Source organism: Streptomyces sp. V3I7, from assembly GCF_030817495.1.
Classification (GTDB): Bacteria; Actinomycetota; Actinomycetes; order Streptomycetales; family Streptomycetaceae; genus Streptomyces.
This window is the reverse complement of sequence record NZ_JAUSZK010000001.1, coordinates 908,600-931,389: the sequence shown is the minus strand read 5'-3', so window position 1 is coordinate 931,389 and position 22,790 is coordinate 908,600. Positions and strand designations below refer to the sequence as shown.

21 protein-coding genes and 2 pseudogenes are annotated in these 22,790 nt (G+C 70.4%); 10 read left to right on the top strand and 13 right to left on the bottom strand.

What is annotated here, in order from left to right:
• Window positions 1-84 precede the first annotated feature (84 nt).
• The 4 genes from QFZ74_RS04485 to QFZ74_RS04470 form a co-directional block, all read right to left on the bottom strand.
• On the bottom strand, window positions 85-2,469 hold the full coding sequence (locus tag QFZ74_RS04485) for an excinuclease ABC subunit UvrA (RefSeq protein ID WP_307619473.1): 2,385 nt from the start codon (window positions 2,467-2,469) through the stop codon (window positions 85-87).
• Window positions 2,470-2,589: 120 nt separating this feature from the next.
• Window positions 2,590-3,933, bottom strand: a complete 1,344-nt coding sequence (locus QFZ74_RS04480; protein ID WP_307619472.1) for an MFS transporter — start codon at window positions 3,931-3,933, stop codon at window positions 2,590-2,592.
• Between the two features lie 74 nt (window positions 3,934-4,007).
• Complete coding sequence (locus QFZ74_RS04475; RefSeq protein ID WP_307619471.1) at window positions 4,008-4,559, bottom strand: YciI family protein; 552 nt, start codon at window positions 4,557-4,559, stop codon at window positions 4,008-4,010.
• An 817-nt stretch (window positions 4,560-5,376) separates the two neighbouring features.
• Window positions 5,377-6,036: a rhomboid family intramembrane serine protease gene (locus QFZ74_RS04470; RefSeq protein WP_307619470.1), complete on the bottom strand. Its 660-nt coding sequence runs from the start codon at window positions 6,034-6,036 to the stop codon at window positions 5,377-5,379.
• Here QFZ74_RS04470 and QFZ74_RS04465 point away from each other — a divergent pair.
• Window positions 6,029-6,370 carry a hypothetical protein gene (locus QFZ74_RS04465; protein ID WP_307619469.1) on the top strand — a complete coding sequence of 114 codons (342 nt, stop codon included), beginning with the start codon at window positions 6,029-6,031 and terminating at the stop codon, window positions 6,368-6,370. The genes QFZ74_RS04470 and QFZ74_RS04465 overlap by 8 nt on opposite strands.
• A 77-nt stretch (window positions 6,371-6,447) precedes the next feature.
• Here the strand turns inward: QFZ74_RS04465 and QFZ74_RS04460 are convergent, their stop codons facing one another.
• Window positions 6,448-6,831: a TnsA-like heteromeric transposase endonuclease subunit gene (locus QFZ74_RS04460; RefSeq protein WP_307619468.1), complete on the bottom strand. Its 384-nt coding sequence runs from the start codon at window positions 6,829-6,831 to the stop codon at window positions 6,448-6,450.
• 459 nt (window positions 6,832-7,290) lie between these two features.
• Between QFZ74_RS04460 and QFZ74_RS04455 the strand changes: the two genes are divergently transcribed.
• Window positions 7,291-7,935, top strand: a complete 645-nt coding sequence (locus QFZ74_RS04455) for a PadR family transcriptional regulator (RefSeq protein ID WP_373462468.1) — start codon at window positions 7,291-7,293, stop codon at window positions 7,933-7,935.
• A 79-nt stretch (window positions 7,936-8,014) separates the two neighbouring features.
• On the opposite strand, the gene QFZ74_RS04450 is transcribed toward QFZ74_RS04455, so the two are convergent.
• Complete coding sequence (locus tag QFZ74_RS04450; RefSeq protein WP_307619467.1) at window positions 8,015-8,182, bottom strand: hypothetical protein; 168 nt, start codon at window positions 8,180-8,182, stop codon at window positions 8,015-8,017.
• A 217-nt stretch (window positions 8,183-8,399) separates the two neighbouring features.
• On the opposite strand from QFZ74_RS04450, the gene QFZ74_RS04445 reads away from it, so the two are divergent.
• The 3 genes from QFZ74_RS04445 (at window position 8,400) to QFZ74_RS04435 (ending at window position 11,229) form a co-directional block, all read left to right on the top strand.
• A complete protein-coding gene (locus QFZ74_RS04445; protein WP_307619466.1) occupies window positions 8,400-8,945 on the top strand; it encodes a Clp protease N-terminal domain-containing protein in 546 nt (181 codons plus the stop codon).
• A gap of 114 nt (window positions 8,946-9,059) precedes the next feature.
• Window positions 9,060-10,052, top strand: coding sequence for a DMT family transporter (locus QFZ74_RS04440; protein WP_373462345.1), 993 nt, complete (start codon window positions 9,060-9,062; stop codon window positions 10,050-10,052).
• 178 nt (window positions 10,053-10,230) lie between these two features.
• A complete protein-coding gene (locus QFZ74_RS04435) occupies window positions 10,231-11,229 on the top strand; it encodes a DMT family transporter (RefSeq protein WP_307619464.1) in 999 nt (332 codons plus the stop codon).
• 38 nt (window positions 11,230-11,267) lie between these two features.
• Here the strand turns inward: QFZ74_RS04435 and QFZ74_RS04430 are convergent, their stop codons facing one another.
• Together QFZ74_RS04430 and QFZ74_RS04425 are read right to left on the bottom strand one after the other, a co-directional pair.
• Window positions 11,268-11,900 carry an FMN-binding negative transcriptional regulator gene (locus QFZ74_RS04430; RefSeq protein WP_307619463.1) on the bottom strand — a complete coding sequence of 211 codons (633 nt, stop codon included), beginning with the start codon at window positions 11,898-11,900 and terminating at the stop codon, window positions 11,268-11,270.
• A complete protein-coding gene (locus QFZ74_RS04425) occupies window positions 11,900-12,601 on the bottom strand; it encodes a pyridoxamine 5'-phosphate oxidase family protein (protein ID WP_307619462.1) in 702 nt (233 codons plus the stop codon). Before QFZ74_RS04425 ends, QFZ74_RS04430 begins: the two co-directional genes overlap by 1 nt.
• Before the next feature lie 35 nt (window positions 12,602-12,636).
• On the opposite strand from QFZ74_RS04425, the gene QFZ74_RS04420 reads away from it, so the two are divergent.
• Window positions 12,637-13,968, top strand: coding sequence for an aminotransferase class I/II-fold pyridoxal phosphate-dependent enzyme (locus QFZ74_RS04420; RefSeq protein WP_307619461.1), 1,332 nt, complete (start codon window positions 12,637-12,639; stop codon window positions 13,966-13,968).
• Window positions 13,969-14,179: 211 nt separating this feature from the next.
• A complete protein-coding gene (locus QFZ74_RS04410) occupies window positions 14,180-14,956 on the top strand; it encodes a LysR substrate-binding domain-containing protein (protein WP_307619460.1) in 777 nt (258 codons plus the stop codon).
• Window positions 14,957-15,003: 47 nt separating this feature from the next.
• Here QFZ74_RS04410 and QFZ74_RS04405 read toward each other — a convergent pair whose 3' ends face one another.
• From QFZ74_RS04405 to QFZ74_RS04395, 3 genes and pseudogenes are all read right to left on the bottom strand, one after another.
• Entirely contained in the window at window positions 15,004-15,453 is a 450-nt protein-coding gene (locus tag QFZ74_RS04405; protein ID WP_307619459.1) for a Rieske (2Fe-2S) protein, read from the bottom strand.
• Between the two features lie 112 nt (window positions 15,454-15,565).
• Window positions 15,566-15,925, bottom strand: a complete 360-nt coding sequence (locus QFZ74_RS04400) for a hypothetical protein (RefSeq protein ID WP_307619458.1) — start codon at window positions 15,923-15,925, stop codon at window positions 15,566-15,568.
• A 348-nt stretch (window positions 15,926-16,273) separates the two neighbouring features.
• Window positions 16,274-16,708 (bottom strand): annotated as a pseudogene (locus QFZ74_RS04395) (SLC13 family permease); the annotation flags it as partial.
• A 166-nt stretch (window positions 16,709-16,874) separates the two neighbouring features.
• Here QFZ74_RS04395 and QFZ74_RS04390 point away from each other — a divergent pair.
• Together QFZ74_RS04390 and QFZ74_RS04385 are read left to right on the top strand one after the other, a co-directional pair.
• A pseudogene (locus QFZ74_RS04390) lies at window positions 16,875-17,564 on the top strand (LAETG motif-containing sortase-dependent surface protein); the annotation flags it as partial.
• Window positions 17,565-17,799: 235 nt separating this feature from the next.
• Entirely contained in the window at window positions 17,800-18,123 is a 324-nt protein-coding gene (locus QFZ74_RS04385; protein ID WP_307619457.1) for a hypothetical protein, read from the top strand.
• On the opposite strand, the gene QFZ74_RS04380 is transcribed toward QFZ74_RS04385, so the two are convergent.
• Window positions 18,115-19,317: an IS110 family transposase gene (locus QFZ74_RS04380; RefSeq protein ID WP_373462344.1), complete on the bottom strand. Its 1,203-nt coding sequence runs from the start codon at window positions 19,315-19,317 to the stop codon at window positions 18,115-18,117. The genes QFZ74_RS04385 and QFZ74_RS04380 overlap by 9 nt on opposite strands.
• Before the next feature lie 610 nt (window positions 19,318-19,927).
• Between QFZ74_RS04380 and QFZ74_RS04375 the strand changes: the two genes are divergently transcribed.
• On the top strand, window positions 19,928-20,536 hold the full coding sequence (locus tag QFZ74_RS04375) for a hypothetical protein (protein WP_307619456.1): 609 nt from the start codon (window positions 19,928-19,930) through the stop codon (window positions 20,534-20,536).
• A 743-nt stretch (window positions 20,537-21,279) separates the two neighbouring features.
• Here QFZ74_RS04375 and QFZ74_RS04370 read toward each other — a convergent pair.
• Window positions 21,280-22,689: a cytochrome P450 gene (locus tag QFZ74_RS04370; protein ID WP_307619455.1), complete on the bottom strand. Its 1,410-nt coding sequence runs from the start codon at window positions 22,687-22,689 to the stop codon at window positions 21,280-21,282.
• Between the last annotated feature and the right edge of the window lie 101 nt (window positions 22,690-22,790).

The following is a 22,790-nucleotide window of genomic DNA, read 5'->3' as shown; positions in this document are numbered from 1 at the left end:
CGGCCAAGGCCAATTCGGGAGGAGTGGCTTCAGTCGGGGCCGGTTGGGGGCCTCGGCCCACAAGCCACCGCCGCCCCTCCTGAGTCAGGCCCCCACGTAGGCCGCGAGGTGCTCACCGGTGAGCGTCGACCGGGCCGCCGTGAGCTCCGCCGGGGTGCCCTCGAAGACGACGCGGCCGCCGTCGTGGCCCGCGCCCGGGCCGAGGTCGATGATCCAGTCGGCGTGGGCCATGACCGCCTGGTGGTGCTCGACCACGATGACCGACTTGCCGGAGTCGACGAGGCGGTCCAGCAGGCCCAGCAACTGCTCCACGTCGGCCAGGTGGAGGCCCGCCGTCGGCTCGTCGAGCACGTAGATCCCGCCCTTGTCGCCCATGTGCGTGGCCAGCTTCAGGCGCTGCCGTTCACCGCCCGACAGGGTGGTCAGCGGCTGGCCGAGGGTGAGGTAGCCGAGGCCGACGTCGGCCAGGCGCCGCAGGATGCGGTGGGCCGCGGGCGTCCGGGCCTCGCCGGAGCCGAAGAACTCCTCGGCCTCGGTCACCGGCATCGCCAGCACCTCGCTGATGTCCCGGCCGCCGAGGTGGTAGTCGAGCACCGAGGCCTCGAAACGCCGCCCCTCGCAGTCCTCGCATGTCGTGGCGACGCCGGCCATCATCGCCAGGTCCGTGTAGATGACGCCCGCGCCGTTGCAGGTGGCGCACGCGCCCTCGGAGTTGGCGCTGAACAGCGCCGGCTTCACGCCGTTGGCCTTGGCGAAGGCCTTGCGGATCGGGTCGAGCAGCCCGGTGTACGTCGCCGGGTTGCTCCGCCGGGAGCCGCGGATCGCGCCCTGGTCCACCGACACCACGCCCGCGCCGCCCGGGACCGACCCGTGCACGAGCGAGCTCTTGCCGGAACCAGCGACGCCGGTGACGACCGTGAGCACGCCGAGCGGGATGTCGACGTCCACGTCCCGGAGGTTGTGCGCGCTCGCGCCGCGGATCTCCAGCGTGCCGGTGGGCTTGCGCACGCTCTTCTTGAGCGAGGCCCGGTCGTCCAGATGGCGCCCGGTCAGGGTGCCCCCGGCCCGCAGCCCCTCGACGGTGCCCTCGAAGCAGACGCTCCCGCCCTCCGTACCCGCGCCGGGTCCCAGGTCGACGACATGGTCGGCGATCGCGATCACCTCGGGCTTGTGCTCCACGACGAGCACCGTGTTGCCCTTGTCGCGCAGCCGCAGCAGCAGGTCGTTCATCCGCTGGATGTCGTGCGGGTGCAGGCCCGTGGTGGGCTCGTCGAAGACGTACGTGACGTCGGTGAGCGAGGAGCCGAGGTGGCGGATCATCTTCACGCGCTGCGCCTCGCCGCCCGACAGCGTGCCCGCGGGCCGGTCGAGGGAGAGATAGCCGAGCCCGATCTCCACGAACGAGTCGAGGGTGTGCTGGAGCGCCGTGAGCAGCGGCGCCACCGAGGGCTCGTCGAGCCCGCGGACCCACGCCGCAAGATCGCTGATCTGCATCGCGCAGGCGTCGGCGATGCTGACGCCGTCGATCTTCGAGGACCGGGCGCCCTCGCCCAGCCGGGTGCCGTCGCAGTCGGGGCAGGTGGTGAACGTGACCGCGCGGTCCACGAACTCCCGGATGTGCGGCTGCATCGCCTCACGGTCCTTGGAGAGCATGGACTTCCGGATCCGCGGGATCAGACCCTCGTACGTCATGTTGATGCCCGCGATCTTCATCCTGGTCGCCTCGCGGTGCAGGAAGTCGGACAGCTCCTTCTTGGTGAACTCGCGGATCGGCTTGGCCGGGTCGTACAAGCCCGACTCGGTGTAGAGCCGGTAGTTCCAGCCGCCAGGCTTGTAGCCGGGGATGGTGAGCGCGCCCTCGTCGAGCGACTTGGCGTCGTCGTAGAGCTGTGTGACGTCGAGGTCGGTGACCGCGCCCCGGCCCTCGCAGCGCGCGCACATGCCGCCCGTGATGCTGAAGCTGCGCCGCTCCTTCACGGTCTGGCCGCCGCGCTCCACCGTGACCGCGCCCGCCCCGCTGATCGAGGCGACGTTGAATGAGTACGCCTTGGGCGAGCCGATGTGCGGCTGCCCGAGCCGGCTGAAGAGGATGCGCAGCATCGCGTTGGCGTCGGTCGCGGTGCCGACCGTGGAGCGGGGGTCGGCGCCCATCCGCTGCTGGTCGACGATGATCGCGGTCGTGAGCCCGTCGAGCACGTCGACCTCCGGCCGTGCCAGCGTCGGCATGAAGCCCTGTACGAAGGCGCTGTACGTCTCGTTGATCAGCCGCTGCGACTCCGCGGCGATGGTGTCGAAGACCAGCGAGCTCTTGCCCGAGCCGGAGACCCCGGTGAACACCGTCAGCCGGCGCTTGGGGATCTCGACGCTCACGTCCTTGAGATTGTTCTCGCGTGCGCCGTGCACCCGGATCAGGTCGTGGCTGTCGGCGGCGTGCGGCGCGGGCGTCTGGGGGTCCGTGCTCGTGGCCATGCTTATCGGGTCTCCATCTTTCGGGCGGACCGCCTGCGCGGTCGGACTCCGTCGGGGTCGTTCTGATCGAAGAGTGCGAGCGATAATCGAAGAGTGCGAGCGATAGGGGTGACGGCCAGGCTAGGTGGGGCCGGGTGTCCGGCGCTTCTCCGATTCTGATCGTTCCGGCCTGGCCTCCCGCACGGGCCGCGACCGCGTACGCCGCCGTTCCCCGATCACCATGCCCGCCGCGGCGACGACGGCCAGGGCGACCGTCGTGACCCCGGAGACGGCGAGCACCGAACGCGGTCCCAGCGCGGCGGTGAGAGGACCGCCGAGAGCGGTGCCCCCGGGCGACGCGGTGAGCAGCGCCGCGCCCCGGACGGCCAGGACCGTCGTCAGCAGGGCCTGCGGCGTCCGCTCCTGGAAGAGGGTGAAGGACATCGCGGTGAACGGCCCGTAGATCACCCCGCCCAGGGCGAAACAGGCGACGGTGACGGACGCGGGTGCGTCCAGGCCGAACGGCACGAGCGTCAGACCCCACCCGGCGACGATGCCGAGCATGACCGGCCACAGCGGCAGTCTGCGCAGGGCGCCCACGGCGACGCTGCCCAGCACCGCGCCCACGCCGAAGAGCGCCCAGTACACGCCGAGCAGGCTCGCGTCGGCGTGCAGATCCTTGGTGACGTGCAGGGGGAGGGCTACTTCCACGGGTCCGTAGAGGAAGTTGAAGAACCACGTCACGACGAGGATCCCGAGGAGTTCGGGCTGCCCCCGCAACACCCTCATCCCCGCCGCCTGTTGGCCGGTCCCGAGGGGAACGTCCGCCTGCGCCGCGCCGGTCGCGTCGGCCGCGTCGCCGAGGCGGCCGACCTGGACCGCCAGGACGGCGAAGGTCACGGCGTCGAGCCCGATGATCCACGCGGGGCTGACCGCCGTCGTCAGGAACCCGGCCACCGCGGGCCCGACGATGACCGCGGCCGTCGCGCTCGCGCTCACCAGCGAGTTCGCCGCCAGCCGCTGCTCCGGGGGAAGGATCTGGGCGAGCAGCGCGTACTTCCCCGCACTGCCCCAGGCGTGCAGCAGCGACGATCCGGCGAGCAGGCCGACGTACACGGCCGGGTGCAGCGCCCCCGTGGCCCAGGCCAGCGGCACGCATCCGAGCAGCACCGCGCGGAGCCAGCCGTCCACGGCCAGCAGCCGCCGCGCGGGCCGCCGCCGCAGCCACCGCCCGAAGAGCAGCGCCCCGGCGGCTCCGGGCAGCGCGTACGCGGCCACGGCGGCCCCCACGAACAGCCCCGACCGACCGGGAGGCGCGACCAGAATGGCCAGCCACGGCACGGCGACGACACTCATCCCGTCACCGAGATCCGACGCGGCCAGGGCCGGCAGCAGCCGCCGGAACCTGGGCTGGGAGAACAGCACTTGATACGCCACCGGCAGCCGGAGCCGGGGGAGCAGACGGGGTGCCCGGGGAGAAGCCACGTGGGTCAGAGTCCCGTTACAAGGGCGCCTGATGTCAAGGGAATTACGGCGCCACGGCCTCCCGCCGACGGTTACTACCGCCCACCGAACTGCCAGTCGTGGACCTCGACGTGGGTGTACGGAGCCGATGACAGGGCGGCGCGCGCCGCGTCCGGGTCCGGCGCGCGTACCAGCGCCGCCGCGCCGAGCCATGCGGTGCCGTCGTCGGACAACAGCGGTCCGTACGCGATGAGTTCGTCGGTCACGGGCGGTACGACGAGATCGGCCGCGGCCGCCCCGTCGGTGCCCAGACCGAGCACCAGGTACCGGTTGCCCCCTGTCCGCCCGCCGGCGAAGTCCCACATCGTCCGCCCCAGCAGGTTGCGCCACCGGAACAGGAGCACGTCCCGGTACACCCCCGCCTGGTAGTTGGGCTCGTCGAGGGCGAACGCGCGGGCGGCCGCGGGGTCCGGGAGGTCGAGGATGTGGACGCTGCCGGTGAGGGTGTCCCGGTCGGCCGTGAGTGTCGGGCCGCGGGCGATCATCTCGGCGGCGTACTGGTCCATGTAGGCCCAGTGCGCCTCCAGCCGCTCGTCGCGCAGGGGCAGGGAGCCGGTCCGGTCACGGTGGTGGCAGAAGAACTCCATGACCGCAGACCCTGTCCCGGCGCGGGCCGCTCCTCAACTGGTTTGCCGCTGACTCGTCTCAGTGAAGTTTGACCGTTCTCACTGAAGTTTGACGGGTCGCTGCCCTACGTTCGCGGCTGTTGGGCTTGCGAGGGGCGGGACGACGGTGGCCACACCTGCACGAGCATTCGGTGACGAGGCGCTTTCGGCGTTTGAGCTGGACTTTCTGAGTTCTGCGGAGCGTCATAGGTTGCCGTTGGGTAAGGCCTGGGACCTGCGCTTCGAGGAGGTTGAGCCGGTACGTCCGTTCCGCTGGACGAAGGGCGGGGAGAGCTTTGCGGGCTGGCACTGGGCGGTGACGATGGTCGGTCACGTGGGCTACGAGTCGTGGCTCGAGCGGGACCGGTCGCCGCAACATGAGCATGTGAAACCGGGATCGTTAGACTTGGCGCGAGCCTAGCGAGCACCCGCACAGGGGTTTCCCCGGGTCGTCCAACAGCCGCTGGTGGCACGCTGCCGCCATCATCCAGGCCCGGCTCGCCTGTCCCGTCTCATTAGATCTTGACGAGACAGGGCCGCTGACCTGTGGGGTGACAGATCGGCTTGCGACTCAGAGCGCGGAGGCCGTGGGCTTCGGGAGGGGCTGAGTACGGCGCCGAGTTCGCGTCTCATCGATCATGGCGAGGCCGGGACTTCCCGGACTGGGCTTTGTCAGGATGGTGAGACGCTCTGCTCCAGGATTCGCAGTGAAGGTGGCAGTTTTGTCAGTGGCCAGTTGTAATTCCCCACGGGCGGCCAGTTCCTGGGGAGCTATCTGGCCGCCAGCCGTCACGCTGAGTCAGGCTGCCAGGGGCGGGCGAGCAGGGATTGCCAGTCCGGCCCCCAGCGCGCAGCCGACAAGGAGGCCCATGCCGTGGTTGTTGGTGAGAAGGCACAGAACAAGACCTGCGGCGGGGATGAGGGGAGCCACTCGCCGCAGGGCGATGACGCTGCCGCGCACCGCGTACCAGGTAGCGAGTGCGCCCACAAGGCCACAGATCGCTACCGAGTCGCCGCCTCCTTGGAGGCTCCAGCCGGCCATGCTGACCGCTTGGGCCGTCACACCGCTTGTCGCAAAGACCAGCAACATCCACCAGGGGCCAAATAGTCGCTCGGCGACCGGAGCGACAACCGCGAGTGCGGCCAGGTTGAACAGGAGCTGGGGCCATCCTGACGACTGCACCATCAAGGCGGTCACGGCTTGCCACCATGCACCATGAGGGTGTCGCTCCAACTCATTGATCATGGCGGGGACAACCACTTGGGCCACACCGAGCATCGCCATGGTGGCCACCAGCCCCGTGGCAGCCCTGGGGGTCGGCCGCCGCCACGTCCGCAGCAAGGCCAGTGGAGGAGGCGTCTCGTCGCAGCCCTTCGCGGCGAGCGTCACCAAGAGTCGAAGTCCCAACACGACGACGACGGCCGCGCACCCATAGAGCAAAACGCTGTGCATGTTCATGATCAAAGCCTGTCAGATGGTGCGCCGGCCGCTGTCACAGTTTCCGGACCAGTCCCGACGCGAGCTGCGTCTGAGCAATGCCGAAACGGCGTGCTGCCTCCGCAGGCAGTTGGGGATGGTCCCGCCAGTGCGGGGAGGCAAACAGGCCGGTGAGCACGATGACTTCGGGGTAGGTGGCCACTTCGATCCGGGACTCGGAGGGGCGGTGGGGATCACCGAACGGATCCTCACCGAGCACTTCGAGCCGGCGGTTCCACCTCTGCCGAAGGGGCTCTCCGCTTCTCTCACCGGTGAACCACCTGGTCAGGCGGTCGCGGGCGTCGATGAAGGCTAGCGCGGTGGAGGGATGGGTGCCCCGGCGGACGATCCGGTGATGTTGGAGGTTGGCCCGCAGAACCTCGGGCAGTCGCGTCAGATCGTGTTGCTCATCGCCGAGGAGCCAGCGGCAGTGGCGGTGGCAGACTTCTCAAGGTCCCGCGGCTTGCTCCGACGGGCTTCCGGCCGGCAGTCCACCACCACGGCCGATCCATCGGCCCGCCGGGCGAAGTAGTCCGGCGCGTGGGACAGCCGCACCCCCTCCGGCGACGTCCAGTGCAGCCAGAACGGCTGCGACGCGAACCACGTGACCCGAGGGTCGAAGTCCATCGAGATCGCGTGATCCCGCTCCAGCCAGGACTCGAACCCCACATGCCGCAGCATCGTGGCCGCCCAGTACAGGCCCGGAGAGTTCCTCTGCCCCCGGTACGACGGGAACTCCCGTACCGGATCGGCTTCCTCGAAGGCCAACTCCGTCACGTCCGCCAGCGAACCGCGTACCTCGACCCCGCCCTGAACTCAGGCCACCTCGAAATCGGCCGCCCTGCCCCTGCCGCTCTGCGGCTCCCCCTGATCGTCCACACCGGGACGATGTCCACTGGGTTGAGACAAGCCACCTGAACCGAGACAAGAGCCACCCCAAAGCGGGACACCGTCTCACTCAAACCTGTCCCAGCCCCGCACACCACACGGTCAGTACACAGATTAGTGCGACAAACCCCGCTTCGCTGAGACCGGACATCGCCGGTCCCGTCTGGTGAAACTTCGATGAGACGAACAGGCCGGTCGTCAATCTTCAGTGAGACCGGTGCATCGTCGCTGAGACAGGTGAGACAGGACAGTACGAACCTCGTGGAAAAACATTGTCGGCGACTCGGTTCCGATATATCGTTGAGTTATCGCGACGGATCGACGATGACTGTGACTGGAGTGATGGCGGTGCGCATGCACGGATTCGAGCGTGGACATCGAGAGGAGGGCCCCCATCGGCATGGCCGGGGTGGGTTCGACGGACGGCGGGCCGCCTTCGGGCCGTTCGGGCCCGGGGGGCCTGGGGGGCCTGGGGGCCCCGGGTTCGGGCCCGGGGGGTTCGGCTTCGGGCCGGGGCCCTGGGGGCCGCGAGGGCGTGGCGGTCCGCGAGGGAGGGCTCGTCGGGGTGACGTGCGGGCCTCGATTCTGGCGCTGCTGGTGGATCGGCCCATGCACGGGTACGAGATGATCCAGGAGATCGCCGAGCGCAGCGGCGGGGCGTGGAAGCCCAGCCCGGGATCGGTCTACCCGACCCTCCAACTCCTGGAGGACGAGGGGCTGATCGTCAGCGAGAGCGACGGCGGCAAGAAGCTGTACTCGCTCACCGAGAGCGGCCGCACGGCCGCCGACGAGGGGCCCGACGCTCCCTGGGAGGAGGCCTCCCGCGGGGTCGACTGGGAAGTGCTCGGCGAGATCCGCCAGGCGGGCTTCGGGCTGATGGAGGCCTTCGGCCAGGTCTGGAAGACCGGCACCAAGGAGCAGCGCGAGAAGGCGATGGCCGTCATCAACGACGCCCGCAAGAAGCTGTACCTGATCCTCGCCGACGAGGGCTGAGTCGAACGAGGGCCGAGTCGAACGAGGGCTGAACCGGCTGCAGTTGACGTCGGGAGTGGGCTGACCTCCTGTCACGGGGTCAGCTCACTCGGCGTATCAGGGCCGCGTCGAACAGGTCCCACGCGCGCGGGAAGGTGCTCTCGTCGTGGCAGTGCCACGCGTCCCAGAACAGGTCGGCGAGCAGGGCGTCCTCCGGGGCGTACACCCGGTAGACGTACTGCCTGCCGTCGACCGCCGGCAGGGCCACCAGCCAGCACCCGCTCTCCACGTTTGTGGAGACGTGCGGGGGTGTGCGGTGGTTGCGTCAGGGGCGCATTGCAAGGCGGCGCGCGCCCTTGCGGGGAAACTGGCTTGACCTCCTCCCTGAGGAGGAGGCTTCGGTGACCCATGTCCACTCTCTGTGGGACGCGAAGATGCTTCCCTTCGGGGATGACTCCTGCCCCGGCGGCTGATGGGGTGAATGGGTGCAACCCCGTATTCCCCGCCAGTTCGCCTCTGACCAGGGCGTGCGCCGCGCGGATCAAGAGGTCGGGCTCGGTGCCGAGCTCGCGGCCGTGGTCGCCGGTGCCCGCCGCCGGGCCGTCCGGGACGGGGATCGTCAGATCGACACCGCCCACCTGCTGCACTCGCTCCTGGAGTCCGGCTCCGAGGTGCGCGCCGTCATGGGGCCCACCCCTCAAGTCGCCCGGCTGCTCGGCTATCTCGTGCAGCGCAGCATCGGCTACGGGCTGCGATGGCAGGCCGTGGGGGAGGAGTCGGCGGCCGGACGCGGGTCCGGCACGGACGGTGCCGACAGCTGGTCGCCGCTCGCCGCGGCCGCCATGGACCACGCCCTTCGGTGCGCCGACGGCCCTGCCGGGTGCACCGACCTGCTGGCCGCGATCGTCGGCGAACCCGACTCCCGCGCCGTCGAGGTGCTGCGGCGCGCCGGGATCGAGGCGGCCGACCTCCTCGCCCGGATCGAGAACCGTGCGGGGGAGTACGCGGCCGACGGCCGGGCGCCCTGCTGACGTCCCCGCACCCCAACTCACCCCTCCGCCAAAGACCGTTCCCGTCCGCTCGATGAGACAGGTGTCAACGAGGGTGACGCTCATGTCATCGCCTGTCATCATGTGCTCGTGCATATGTCTGAGAGCAGTCATGGCGGCCGCGGAAGGGGCGTCGGGCTCGGCCTGGCGCTCGCGTCGGCGCTCGCCTTCGGCGGGTCAGGTGTCGCCGCCAAGCCGCTGATCGAGGCGGGACTCGATCCGCTGCACGTCGTGTGGCTGCGGGCCGCCGGTGCCGCACTGGTGATGCTGCCGCTCGCCGTGCGGCACCGCGCGCTCGTGCGCACGCGGCCCGCGCTGCTCGCCGGGTTCGGACTGCTCGCCGTGGCCGGCGTCCAGGCCTGCTACTTCGCGGCGATCTCGCGGATCCCGGTCGGCGTCGCGCTGCTCATCGAGTATCTCGGGCCCGCCCTGCTGCTCGGCTGGGTGCGGTTCGTGCAGCGGCGGCCGGTGAGCCGTGCGGCCGCCCTCGGCGTGGTCCTCGCGGCCGGCGGCCTCGCCTGCGTGGTCGAGGTGTGGTCGGGACTGCGCTTCGACGCCCTCGGACTGCTGCTGGGCTTCGGCGCGGCCTGCTGCCAGGTCGGCTACTTCGTCCTGGCCGACCAGGGCAGCGAGTCGGACGGCGAGGTGCCGGACCCGCTCGGCGTCATCGCGTACGGCCTGCTCGTCGGCGCCGCCGTGCTGACGGTCATCGCCCGCCCCTGGACCATGGACTGGTCGGTGCTCGCCGGCACCGCGCACATGAACGGCACCCCGGTCCCGGCCGCCGCGCTGCTGGCCTGGACCGTCCTCGTCGCCACGGTCGTCGCGTACGTCACCGGCGTGCTGTCCGTACGGCGGCTCTCGCCGCAGGTCGCGGGCGTCGTGGCCTGCCTGGAGGCGGTCGTCGCGACCGTGCTCGCCTGGGTGCTGCTCGGCGAGCACCTGTCGATGCCGCAGGTCGCCGGCGGTCTGCTCGTCCTGGTGGGCGCGTTCATCGCCCAGTCCTCAGCGCCCGCCAAGAGCTCCGCGGAACCGGTGGCGCGCGGCGGCCCCCAACGGGAGTTGTCCGTGCCGGAGACCGCGGCTTAGACTGGTGATCATGCCGAACGCACTCGTCCTTCCCCCTCCGGCCGCCTGAGGCGGGCCTCCGGAACACACGCCTGGCATAGCTGACGCCAGGCTGGACGGTGCTGCCCGCAGATGAAGTCCGCGCGCCCCGCGCATCGGGGTCGCCTCCCGAACTTCTGCACATCTGCGGAGACAACTCGTGTCGAATGCTGCGAAAGCAGCCAATGCCGCTTACGGCCTGCCCGTCGGGCGTGGCCTGCTCTATCTGATCGTCGCCGGCGCCGCCTGGGGCACCGCGGGCGCCGCCGCCTCACTGGTCTACCGGGTCAGTGACATGGGCGCGGTCACCCTGTCCTTCTGGCGCTGCGCGGCCGGTCTCGTCCTGCTGCTGATCGGCCGGCTGCTGCGTCCGGGCGCCGCTCGCGCATCCCGCCCGGCCGTTCCCGAACCGCTCGCCCGCAAGGCACTGAAGGCCGTCGCCACCGGTCTCGGACTGGCCGTCTTCCAGACCGCCTACTTCGCGGCCGTCTCGGCCACCGGGCTCGCCGTCGCGACCGTGGTCACCCTCGGCGCGGGCCCCGTCCTCATCGCCCTCGGCGCCCGCCTCGCGCTGGGGGAGCGGCTCGGACGCGGCGGGGCGGCGGCCGTCGTCGGCGCACTCGCCGGGCTCGCCGTGCTGACGCTCGGCGGCACGGGCGCGACCGTACGTCCCTGGGGCGTGCTGCTCGCGCTCGTCTCGGCGGCCGGCTACTCCGTCATGACGCTGCTCACCCGCTGGTGGGGACGGGACGGCGGTGCCGACAGCTCCGGTACGACCGTGTCGGCGTTCGCGGTCACCAGCCTGAGCCTGCTGCCGTTCGCCCTCGCCGACGGGCTGGTGCCGCACACGGCCGAACCGGTCCATGTGCTCTGGCTGTTGATCTACATCGCGGCCGTGCCGACGGCCCTCGCGTACGCCCTGTACTTCGCGGGTGCCGCCGTCGTACGGTCCGCCACCGTGTCCGTGATCATGCTGCTGGAGCCGGTGAGCGCGGCCGTGCTCGCCGTCGCGCTGCTCGGTGAGCACCTGACCGCGTCCACGGTGGCCGGCACCCTGCTGATGCTCGGTTCGGTCGGCGGGCTCGCGGTGGCGGAGGCACGCGGGGCCCGCGCGCCGCGCGCCCCGCGGTCACCGGAGGAGGAACCGGCCGTCGCGTGAGCCGCCCTGAGGGGGCGCTCCGGCGCCCCCTCAGCCGTTCACACGTCCAGCCGCCGCACCAGATGGTCCCGCGCGGCCCCGTCACGCGGGCCGTCGCGCTCCGTCAGCCGATCGGCGATCCGCTCCCGGATCTCCGTCGGCCTCTTGCCCCCGTACTTGAACTTCGCCCGAACGTCGGTCACTTCGAGGCGCAGCCCGCGGATGCCGGACAGCAGCCGGCCGTACGGCGCCTCGCCCGGCGCCGCCGTGGACGAGCCGCCCTCCGGCTGGAAATGGCCCAGTTGGCGGTTGAGGAGGTCGGCCTTCTCGGCCGGGTCGTCCACGACATGGGCCGTGCAGCGGAGTTGGACGGCCGCGTAGAAGCTGGTGGGGACGCCGTTCTCGGGCGGGCAGGCCGGTGCGGCCTGCCAGGGGCCGGGCACGTACACGTAGTCGTCGACCACGCTGAGCAGAACCTGCGGGTTCGTCTCCAGGGCCGGCCACAGCGGGTTGGGGCGGGCGAGGTGGGTGACGGCCTCGCCGCGGGCCGCGTCGTAGGCGAAGTGCAGGGGCTGCACGAAGGGCGGTTCGCCGGGCAGGCCGTTGACCGCGAGCTGGCCGAAGTCGTGGGTGGAGAGCCAGGTCTGCCACTCGGCGTCGTCGCCGGGCGCGTCCCAGGGGTGGATCAGCATCAGCGCGCCTCCAGGTAGCCCGGGAGTCCGATGTCGGGGGCGAGGTCGGCGTTGGGGACCGGGCTGTCGTACCCCTTGCGCAGCGGGACGACGCCCGCCCAGTGGGGCAGGCCGAGGTCCTCGGGTTCGTCGTTCGCGCCGCCCGTGCGCACCTTGGCGGATACCTCGTCCAGGTCGAGGCGGATCACCGCGGTGGCGGCCAGCTCCTTCTTGTTGGCGGGGCGGGAGTCGGCGGAGCGGCCGGGCACGACGTGGTCGACCAGCGCGTCCAGGGCCACCCGGCGCTCCTCGGCGTCGGTGACCTCGTGGGCGGTGCCGTGCACCACCACGGAGCGGTAGTTGATCGAGTGGTGGAAGGCGGAGCGGGCCAGCACCAGGCCGTCGACATGCGTGACCGTGAGGCACACCGGCAGGCCCGGATCGGCCTCACCCGTCATCCGCAGCGGGCGCGAGCCGGTGGAGCCGTGGACGTAGAGCCGGTCGCCGACCCGGCCGTACAGCGTCGGCAGCACCACCGGGGCGCCGTCGCGGACGAAGCCGAGATGGCAGACGTAGCCCTCGTCGAGTATCGCGTGCACCAGGTCCTTGTCGTACGACGCCCGGTCCGCCGAGCGCGTGGGGACGGTGCGGCCGGTCGGTGTGTACGACGCGGGCTGCGGCGACGGTGACTGCGGCGACGGTGACGGTGGGGGCCCCTGCATGGCGCTCTCCATTGCACTAGTGCATAATATGTTTTGTGCTAGGAGAGTATCGGATCGAAGGTCGTGGCGCAGCAGAGATCGCGGAGAGCGTCGAGCGCGCGGTGGGCGCCGGGCAGCTGGAGCCGGGGCAACTGTTGCCGCCCATGCGGGAGTTGGCGACTCGGCTCGGAGTGAACCCCAACACGGTCGCGGCCGCGTACCGCACCCTGCGCGAGCGCGGGGTGATCGAGACCGCGGGCCGGCGCGGCAGCCGGGTCCGGCCCAAGCCGGCGACGACGACCCGGGAACAGCCGACCGTCGACGTCCCCGAGGGTGTGCGGGACCTGTCCAACGGCAACCCCGACGCCGCCCTGCTCCCGCTCCTCGCGCCCGTCCTCGCGGCGGTGGCGGCGGAGGGCGACCGGCGGCCGGTCCTGTACGGCGACGACCCCGTCGATCCGGACCTCGCCCGGATGGCACGGGCCGCGTTCGACGCCGACGGAGTGCCCGACGGGCCGCTCGCCGTGGTGTCCGGCGCCCTGGACGGCGTCGAGCGGGTGCTCGCGGCACACCTGCGGCAGGGCGACGTGGTGGCCGTCGAAGACCCTGGCTGGGGGCGGGTCTTCGATCTCGTCCCGGCGCTGGGCCTGCGCACGGTTCCGGTGGGCGTCGACGACGAGGGGCCGCGCGCCGAGGACCTGCGCCGCGCCCTGGAGTCGGGCGCGCGCGCCTTCATCATCACCAGCCGCGCGCAGAACCCCACCGGAGCCGCGGTGAGCGCCCCGCGCGCGCGTGCCCTGCGCGACGTCCTGCGCGAGCATCCGGGGACCCTGCTGATCGAGGACGACCACGGCCACGGCATCGTCGACCTCCCGCTGCACCCGCTGGCCGGCGTCACGCGGCACTGGGCGTTCGTCCGCTCCGCCGCCAAGGCCTACGGCCCCGACCTGCGGCTCGCCGTCCTCACCGGCGACGCCGTCACCGTCGACCGGGTGCGCGGGCGGCAGCAGTTGGGGCCGGGCTGGGTGAGCCTGCTCCTCCAGCGCGCCGTGGTCCGGCTGTGGGCCGACGGCGCGCTGGACGGCCCCTCGGTGGCGGGGGCGTACCGCGACCGCCGTGAGCAGCTCGCCACGGCCCTCGCCGAGCGCGGCATCCCCTCCCACGGCCGCAGCGGCATGAACCTCTGGATCCCCGTCCCGGACGAGACCAGCGCCGTCGCCCGCCTGCTGCACGCGGGCTGGGCCGTCGCCCCCGGCGCCCGCTTCCGCCTCACCGCCCCACCCGGCATCCGCATCACCGTCTCGACACTGACCCCGCAGGAGACGGGACCGCTGGCGGACGCGGTGGCGGCGGCGCTGCTGCCGGGGGTGCAACGGGGTTACGTCTAGGGCTTCTCGTCTGGGTCAGCTTCTAGCGGCAGTTGGGGGCTCCGGGTCGCATCCGGTGCCGAACTCGGTTGCAGGGCCGGTGCATACGTGCCTTCGGGCGTGCCTGTGTCAGTGCCGCGCCCGCCAGGACGATCACGGCGCCCAGCGGTGTGGTCCAGGTCAGTGACTCGTTCAGGATCGCGACACCGACCTGGAGGCGCACCGGGGGCAGGTGGTCGGGCAGCGGCTCCTCGCCAAGCAGGGGCGCGGCGTGCGCCTCACGGACGCAGGGCGGCTGCTGTCGGAGCACGCGGCGCGGATCCTCTCTCAGGTCCAGGTCGCCCAGTCCGACCTGGAGGCGCACCGGGGGCAGGTGGTCGGGGAATTGCGGCTCTCCGCGTTCCCCACGGCCGCGCGCGGGCTGTTCCCCACCGCGCTCGCGGCCCTGCGCGCCGAACACCCGGCCCTGCGCGTGCACTCCAGCGAACTGGAGCCGGAGGACGGCATCGCCGGTGTCGTACGCGGCGATCTCGATCTGGCCGTCGTCCTCGACTGGTACAACAAGCCGATGCCCGTCCCGGAGGGGCTGGTGAAGGCGCCCCTGCTGGACGACCCCGCCGAGATCGCCGTACCCGTCGGGCACCGGCTCGCGGGCCGGGACGAGGCGGACCTCGGGGAGTTCGGCGAGGACGAGTGGATCACCTGGGGCGAGGGCGAGTTCTGCCACGAGTGGCTGATGTACACGCTGCGCGCCCGGGGCATCGAGCCGGCCATCGGCCACCGCGCGGCCACGACGCACACCCAACTGTCCCTGGTCGCCGCCGGTTTGGGCGTGTGCATCGCACCCGTGCTGGGCCGCCACCCGGTGCCGGAGGGCGTTGTCACGGTCCCGCTGCGGCAGCGGGTGCGCCGCCATGTGTACGTCGTCTGGCGGGCCGACGCCGACCGCCGCCCGTCGATCCGCGCGGCGGTGCGGGCGCTGCGGGCGGCGGCCGGGACCCTGGACTGACCCCTGACCGGCCGCACCGGCCGCCCGCGCGCGAACTCAGCGAGCGGTCATGCGAGTTCGATCGAGTCCCCGGACACCTTGATGCCCGCCGCCGGCAGCGGCTTGGTCGCGGGTCCCTTCTTCACGCTGCCGTCCGCCGCCGAGAACTCGCTGTGGTGACACGGGCAGCTGATGACGCCGTCGGCCACGGCGCTCACCGCACACCCCTGGTGCGTGCACTTCGACGAGAACGCCTTGAACGTGCCCGCCGTGGGCTGGGTGACCACCACACCCTGGTCCTTGAAGATTTTCCCGCCGCCCTCCGGGATCTCGGAGGTCTTCGCGAGCGCGGAGCCGCCGGCCGCGGCCCCGCCGCCACCGGAAGCGCCGGAGGACTCCGCCGACTTGTCCTCGGAGCCGCAGGCGGTCAGCGCGGCGGCGAGCCCCGCCGCGCCGGCCGCCGCCACGACGGTACGGCGGGCCGGTCCCGCTGCGGGCGTGGGCGATGCGCTGGTCATGAGAGGTTCCCTTCCCCGGACTGTACGTGCGCCACTGATGGTTGATCCGTCAAGCTGATCCGCCCAGGGGTACGGCCCGCGCCTCCCGCTCGTTCACCTCGCGCCGGGATCGTCACCCGTTCGTGAACTCACCCGGCGGCAACGATGACGGTCGCCCCGCTGCCGATACCCGGACCCGGAGAGCGGCGGAGGCGACGGTCCCATTGCGCCAGGACCGTCCTTCGACGCCCACAACCACGAATACGCCACCCGGACCTTCGAGTTCGCCGCCGACTGTCAGGCATGGCTCGACAACATCGACCACATCGCCGCACTCAACCCCCGCCACGTCGTCGCCGGCCACAAGAACAAGGCCCTGCCCGACGACCCGAAGATCCTCGAAGAGACCCGCCAGTACCTGCGCGACGCCATCCGCCTCCTGGCCGGCAAGCCGCCCCCCCAGGAGTTCTTCGACGAGATGATCAAGCTCCACGGCGACCGGCTCAACCCCGGCCCCCTCTGGTACAGCGCCGTCGGCCTGCTCAGCAACGCCTCCGCCGAGAGCGACCCCAACCGATAGATGGCCCGGCCGCCCTCGCGGTTGGCCGGGCCAGACGCACCGAAGCTCGCCCGCCAGGGCCTGGGGCCTCCTAACACCGCCATGGCGGCCCGCACGCTTGCGGAACCGAATCCGTTCGAAGCTCATGGGGCCAGTACTCCAGCCGGGCTTTGGTGTTTGTCCTGGTCAACGGCTCGAGGATGGGGATTGTAGCGGGAGGGGGCTGGGCGCGGGGCGAATTCGCTCTCCCTGTCCCGCGAACGGATGACCGCGTCGTGTGTAGTGACAGCAGCGGGAGCGGGCCCGGGCGCGGAGCCGGGCGGCGGTGGCGAACACCACCGGCGTGAGCAGCACGATGGTGGCATCCAGACTGAGCACCGCCGTGATCACCGACGCGGGAGCGAACACCTGCACCAGCAGGCGGCGCGGGCGCCCCGCCGCGCTCAGGGCCATCCACGCCCCGCACGCGTGGAACAGACCCTCGTCGTCGTACAGCTGGGCAAGGACCAGGACAGCCGCGAGGAACCCGATCACCGGTCCGAGCCGCTCCGCCTCCTCGCGGGCGTGCCCCAGCGAGATCGCTCCGGTGGCGATCACCACCCCTGCAGCGGGGACGGCGACAACCGCCTCCGGCCACCCGAACGGGTGAATGACGGCGCACGCCAACACCGCCAGGAGTAAGCGACGGAGAGGACCTTCGCCGGAGACGAATTTCACTTCCAGATCTTCTCCCGGAGCGCGACGTAGTGGGTGGCACGTCCGCCTGCCGGGATTCACGTCGGCTGCTCGGCCTCGCCTGCGCCCGACACAGCAACCTCAGCGAACAACGACGCACGAAGGAGTAAGGAGCTTCAAGTGATCGAACACAACGACTTGCCAGGAAGGCAGCCCGCTCCACGAAGTCGCCGCCGATCAGGACGTCATCGTCACCCCGGGTGCGACCACGCGGCTGACGATCACCGACCCGTTCAAGGCCGCCAAGGTCCTCCTGCAGGTTAAGGATGACAAGACCGGCAAGCTCTTGCCTGGCGCGACCGTGAACGTCGGCACCGGCGACACGACGCTGCACACCCTCACCACCGGTGCCAAGGGCACGGCCTCCGGGGAGCTGCCGGTGTCGAGCCGGAAGACGGAGTTCTGGGTCAAGCAGATCAAGGCCCCAGCCGGCTACGACCTCTACAAGCCGTCCATGGCGTTCACCGCGGGCCCCGGCACCCCGGTGACCGTGACCGTCACCAACGCCAAGACTGCAGCCAGCCCGAAGCCCGACCCCTCGGACAAGCCGACGCAGAAGCCCACCGGCACCCCGTCCACCCTCGCGGACAAGCCGAGCAGCGGCACCGGCGGGACCACCAGCGCACCGGATGCCGACTCCTCGCCCACCACAGCGGCGGCTGAGGTCAGCGACACGACGCCGAAGGCACCGACGGGCTCCCTCGCGCACACCGGTACCGACGCCACCCCGTGGCTCCTCGGCGGTGCCGGACTGCTCATCGCCGCTGGAGGCGGCGCCCTGGCAACAGCCCGACGCCGCACACACGATGTCCACGAGAGCGCCTCTCGCGACAGCTGAACCCACCCGCCCGCTGAACCGGCCCCTGGAATCCCCGCACGCGCGGGAAGCACCGCGGCGTCCGTGCCTACTGTGTACCGAACGCCGCCCAACATGACGAGACGTCAGCCGACTACGCCGAAGTCCCGACCAAGAGGGTGGGGTAATGGGCGTCTTCCGGTTCGCGCTTCATCCGGATGTCGGCGGGGGGGGTGCCCCTATCTCTTTGGTCAAGGTCGTGGGTCAGGATTGCGGCATGGCGACCTGGTTCCGCACCTACTACGAGGACGAAGATCTGTGGCTGTATTTCGAGGCCGATGACGAGGGCTGGGCCGCGCGGCAGGTTGAGGTCCGGGGGCAGGACTCGCGTCCGGTGACGGCGGCCTCGTTGGAAGAGGTGCTGCACTTGCGTGATCATGCCGATCTCGCGGCGATGTTCCGCTATGAACGGCAGTACGGCGTTCTCGCCGAAGGTCCCATGGACGGCTGGCAGGACCAGCCGCAGGCGGCCGAGATCACCGTGGAGGAGTTCGAGCGGTTGTGGACTGAAGCACGGCGGGCTCTCGGCGATTCAGCCTGACCTGGCGGGTTGGGGTTCGTAGAAAGTTCCGTCGCGGAGCATCGCGAAGAGGACGTCTGCCCGTCGTCTGGCGAGGCAGAGCAGGGCCTGGGTGTGGTGCTTGCCCTGGGCGATCTTCTTGTCGTAGTAGGCCCGTGATGCCGGGTCGCCCAGGGCTGCGAACGCGGAGAGGAAGAAGGCCCTCTTGAGCTGCTTGTTTCCTCTCCTGGAGGGCTGTTCGCCGCGGATCGAGGACCCGGAACTGCGGGTTGCCGGGGCGAGACCTGCGTAGGCGGCGAGGTGGCCGGCGGTCGGGAAGGTGCTGCCGTCACCGACCTCGATCAGGATCCTGGCTCCGGTCCTGACGCCGATTCCCGGCATGGACGTCAGGACCTTCGAAAGAGGGTGGGCCTCCAGGAGTTCCTCGATCCGCCCGGCCAGGAGTTTGCGCTGGTCAAGGACTGCGGTCAGGGATCCGGCCAGGCTCGGGACGATCAGCGCGGCTGCCTCGGTGCCCGGAACGGTGACGGTCTGCTCGTCCAACGCGGTGAAGATGTCCTCGACCAGTCGCTCGGCCATCCGCGGGGCCTTCGGCCGTAACAGCGTGACCAGCCGCCGCCGTCCGGCCTTGCGGATCTGGGCCGGTGAACCGAACCGCTCCAGCAAGGCCAGCACCGCAGGGTGCTGCAACCGCGGCCCCAGCACCCGTTCCAGTGACGGATGGATCTGCGTCAGCAGGCCGTGCAACCGGTTCGCGACCCTGGTGGCCTCTCCGGCCAGATCGTCGTCGAAGCCCACGATCATCTCCAGCTCGGCGATCGTCTCGTCCTCGCCGTCGATGGCTCGCAGCGTGTGAGGCATCGCGCGGGCCGCGTCCGCGATGATGAACGCGTCCTTCGCGTCCGTCTTCGCCTCACCCGGGTAGAGGTCGGCGATCCGCCGCATCGTCAACCCGGGCAGATAGGCGACCAGACAGCCCAAGTCTCGTGCGACTGCCAGCGGCAGGGCGCCGATCGAGGCCGGCTGGTCGACGACGACCAGCACCGTTCCGTGCTTGGCCTTCAACTTGGCGAACAGTTCGCGGAGCTTGGGTTCGGTGTTGGGCAGTCGCTTGTCGAACGCCTTCTTCCCGGCTGGTGTGACGGCGGTGGCGTGGTGTTCGCCCTTGCCGACGTCCAGGCCGAGGAAGACGTCGATGTCGCCGGTGTCGATCACGTGCAGGCCCCTCCATCACGCTTTCGTCCGGCCTGCCTCGGCACCGAGCTGCCACATCCACGTTACGGAGAGCTCTTCCGGCTCGGGTGAAGCCGGTGCTCAAGCCCCTCATCAGCGGTCCGTCGATGCCTCCGGACCCGGTGACACCACCCCCCGGATCATCAACAACAGGAGGGGGAAGTCATGCCGGACCCGAAGGCCGGAGGCCCCATAGCGGAGCCACCAAAAAGGTAACGGGGGGGGGGCTTCGTTGTTGCGTTGTCGGGCCATCCGGTCTGTTTCCGCTGCACTCTTCTAGATGCACAACGATTGAAACGCCCAACCTCGCCGCCGCCTCCCCGAAGGCGCTATGGGTGATATCTGCCGTAAACTTTATTTAGTTCCTTTGCGCTACCCAACGCACCGAAATGGCAACCGCCGTTTGATCCCCCACACCATGACGAGGGACACTACCCGGCGGATACGTGTTCCCGGCCGCGTGGGACTCGCTTCGGCATCCTCCCGTGCAGGTCACCGCTGGTCATTTACCCAACGATTGGTGGGCAGTTGGCCTAAGGGTTTCGTGGTAGCGTCCTGGTTCTGAGGGACAGTGCAACCTGAAAGGGAAATCGTGAACACGGAGAAGATCGCCGCTCGCCGCCTCTCTCTGGAAGAGGTGGCGAAGCTCGACGTGAAGGACAGGCTCTTCGTTTCCGCCGACACGGCAGAACTCAAGCTTCCCGGCTGCTATGTTCCTGCTTTTCTGACCAAGTCCGGTAAGGATTTCGAGGGCGGCTCGATCACGGCGAGGACCATATTCCAGGAAGAGGTCTCCTGCCTTCCCGACGACGAGAATGAAGCAGGAATCTACGTGGCCGACGAAAACGGCTCGGTGACCATCGAGGTCCTCCAGTCCGCCGGCGTCGTGCTGGACCTGGCACTCTTCGTCCCCAGCGGGGACAAGGGCGCCCTCTCGGCCCTCTACGCTGCGGCCCGGCAGGCGTTCGGCGCCGACACCGTGCAGATCTGGCGCCAGGGCCTCAAGGAGGTCCCCGACGTGAAGGTCGACATCTTCGAGGAGCAGATCCCCCGGGGACGCAAGGGCAGCGACAGCCCCAAGCGTGACCGTCGCGCGATCGACACCTACCCCACCCGTGCGGATTTCATCGAGTTCACCGAGGGATGGAAGCCGGTCGTCGAGATTCACAAGCCGGTTGTCGACGACACCCCCACCATCTGAGACGGCGTCACCCATCGCTCTCGGCCTGAGAGAATGCCGAGAGCGCATGCGCCGCACCCGGCCGACCCCTGAACGGCCCAGGTAACCGTCGGAAAACAACTCACGAACGCCGCAGCGCCGCTCCCCTCGACGACCTCGCGAGACAGCCCGCCTGACCAAGACCAAAGCCCTGAGGTTATTCAGCGACAGCCCTCAGGGCTACGGCGTAGTCCAGTGACGTCCACTTCATGCTCAGAGGGCGGTTTGTAAGGTGATGTTCGTTTCCGGCTGAGGTGGGAGTGCGGCCGCTGGAGGAGGTTCTCGGCTATTGCTTCCTGGCGAAGTTGCCAGTGTCGGCCTCGGTGAGGATGCCGAGTTTGACGAGGCGTTTCAGCTTGGCGCGGGTGCCTTCGACGTTCTTCGGCAGCAGTTCGTGGCCGAGGGCTTCGCAGTGGTGTCGCGGCGGACAACCTCGTAGCCGCCTTCGTCCAGGACCGCGACCGAGGTGAACCAGGCCGGGTCGTCCTCGTCGGGCTGCGGCCCAGCCCTTCGCCGGTGCGGCCTCCCTCGGAACGCACGGCAATTGGAGAGTGCCCGTCTGGGCGATTGCTGGTCCGCCGCCGTGCCGAGCCGTCGTGTGGATGCTGCGCGAGCACGACGAGCAGCCACGCCCCCGGCCCCTGAGTCGGTCCGTATCGCCCAACTCCCCAATGGCCCGGCGGGATCACCCCACCGGGCCGGGACCCTGCTTCAGGGCCGCGTCGTCAGAAGCGGTGGAAGGTCATCGTGAGGGTGTCGGGCTTGACGGTGACGACAGCCTGGGGGCTGGGGAGCGGTGAAGTCAGCTGGGTTCTCGGCCAGTTCTCGACGATAGTGGCCAGGATGATCTGCAGCTCGGACCAGGCGAAGTTCTCGCCGATGCACTTGCGGCGGCCGTCGCCGAAGGCGAAGAACGCTTCCCGGGTGGTTGCCGTGCGGTCCGTCTCCCACCGGTCGGGGTCGAAGGTCTCCGGGGCCGGGAAGTAGTGGGGGTCGTGCTGGTGCAGGTAGGGGCTCCAGACGACGTCGGCGCCCTTCGGGATGGTGTGGCCGCCGAGGTTCATGTCGCGGGCGGCGGTGCGGGTGACCATCCAGGCGGGGCCGTACTTGCGGATGGCTTCCTGCAGAACCCGGCGTGCGTACGGAAGTTGGTCCAGGTCCTCGTACCGCAGCGGCCGGTCGCCGCACACGGCGGCGAGCTCCTTGCGCAGCCGCCGTCCGATCTCGGGGTTGCGGTAGATCTCGTACAGCGTCCAGGCCAGCGTGGTGCCGGTGGTCTCGATCGCCCCGGTGAGCAGGGTGATCGCCTCGTCCTGAAGCTGCTGGCGGGTGAGCGGGTCCTTGGCGTTCAGCAAGGTGGAGAACAGGCCCTCCTCCTCGCGCGCGGCGGTCGCGTGCGGGCATCCGGCTGGTTCGCCCGCTGACGCGCTCGCCGCGTGGGCCGCAGCGGGGGCCGTGGTTCGGGTGGCGCGGTGATCGATGGCCTGGTCGATGAGGGCACGCAGGCGGGCCACGCGGGCGGCGTGGGCGCGGTTGGCGGGCAAAGGGAGGCGGGTGATCCAGGGCGGGAGGATCGTCTGCCGGATCGTCCCCTTCATGATCTCGGGCAGGAGAGCGGTGAACTCGCCCTCCAGATGCTCGGGGAGGTCCGCACCGAACAGGGCCACGAGGAAGGCGGAGAGGGTGAGTTCGTTCATATCCGCGAACACGTCGCGCTCACGGTTCGCCTTCCAGGAGGCGACCGTCGACCGCACCTGCTCGATCATGGCGTCGCCCCGGCGGGCGATGTGCGCCTTGTTGAACATCGGCTGCATCAGACGCCGGTTGCGCAGGTGGGTGTCGCCGTCGGCGACGGTGGCCAGGCCGTCGCCGAAGAAGACGCGCAGCGCGTCGATGATCTTCCCGCCCTTGGTGTAGTGCGCAGCGTCGGTCACCAGGACGCGGCGGGTCAGGGCGGGGTCGGTGACGACGTAGGCCGGGGTGGTGCCGATCCGTATGCGGACCACACGGCCGTGCTCGCGCAGGGAGTTGATGAACGGCAGCGGCTTGCGGGCGAGGAGGTGGCCATGGCCAATGAGCGGGAAGGCGCCGGGCGCGGTGCGCGTGGGGGCGGGGGCCTGCGTGGGGGTGTTCACGTGGGGTGCACTCCTGGTCGATCCGGTGAATCGCCTGATGCATGCCCAAGACCGATTAGGAGGATGCGACCGGAAAATGATCACATCGTGACCGCCTGCTC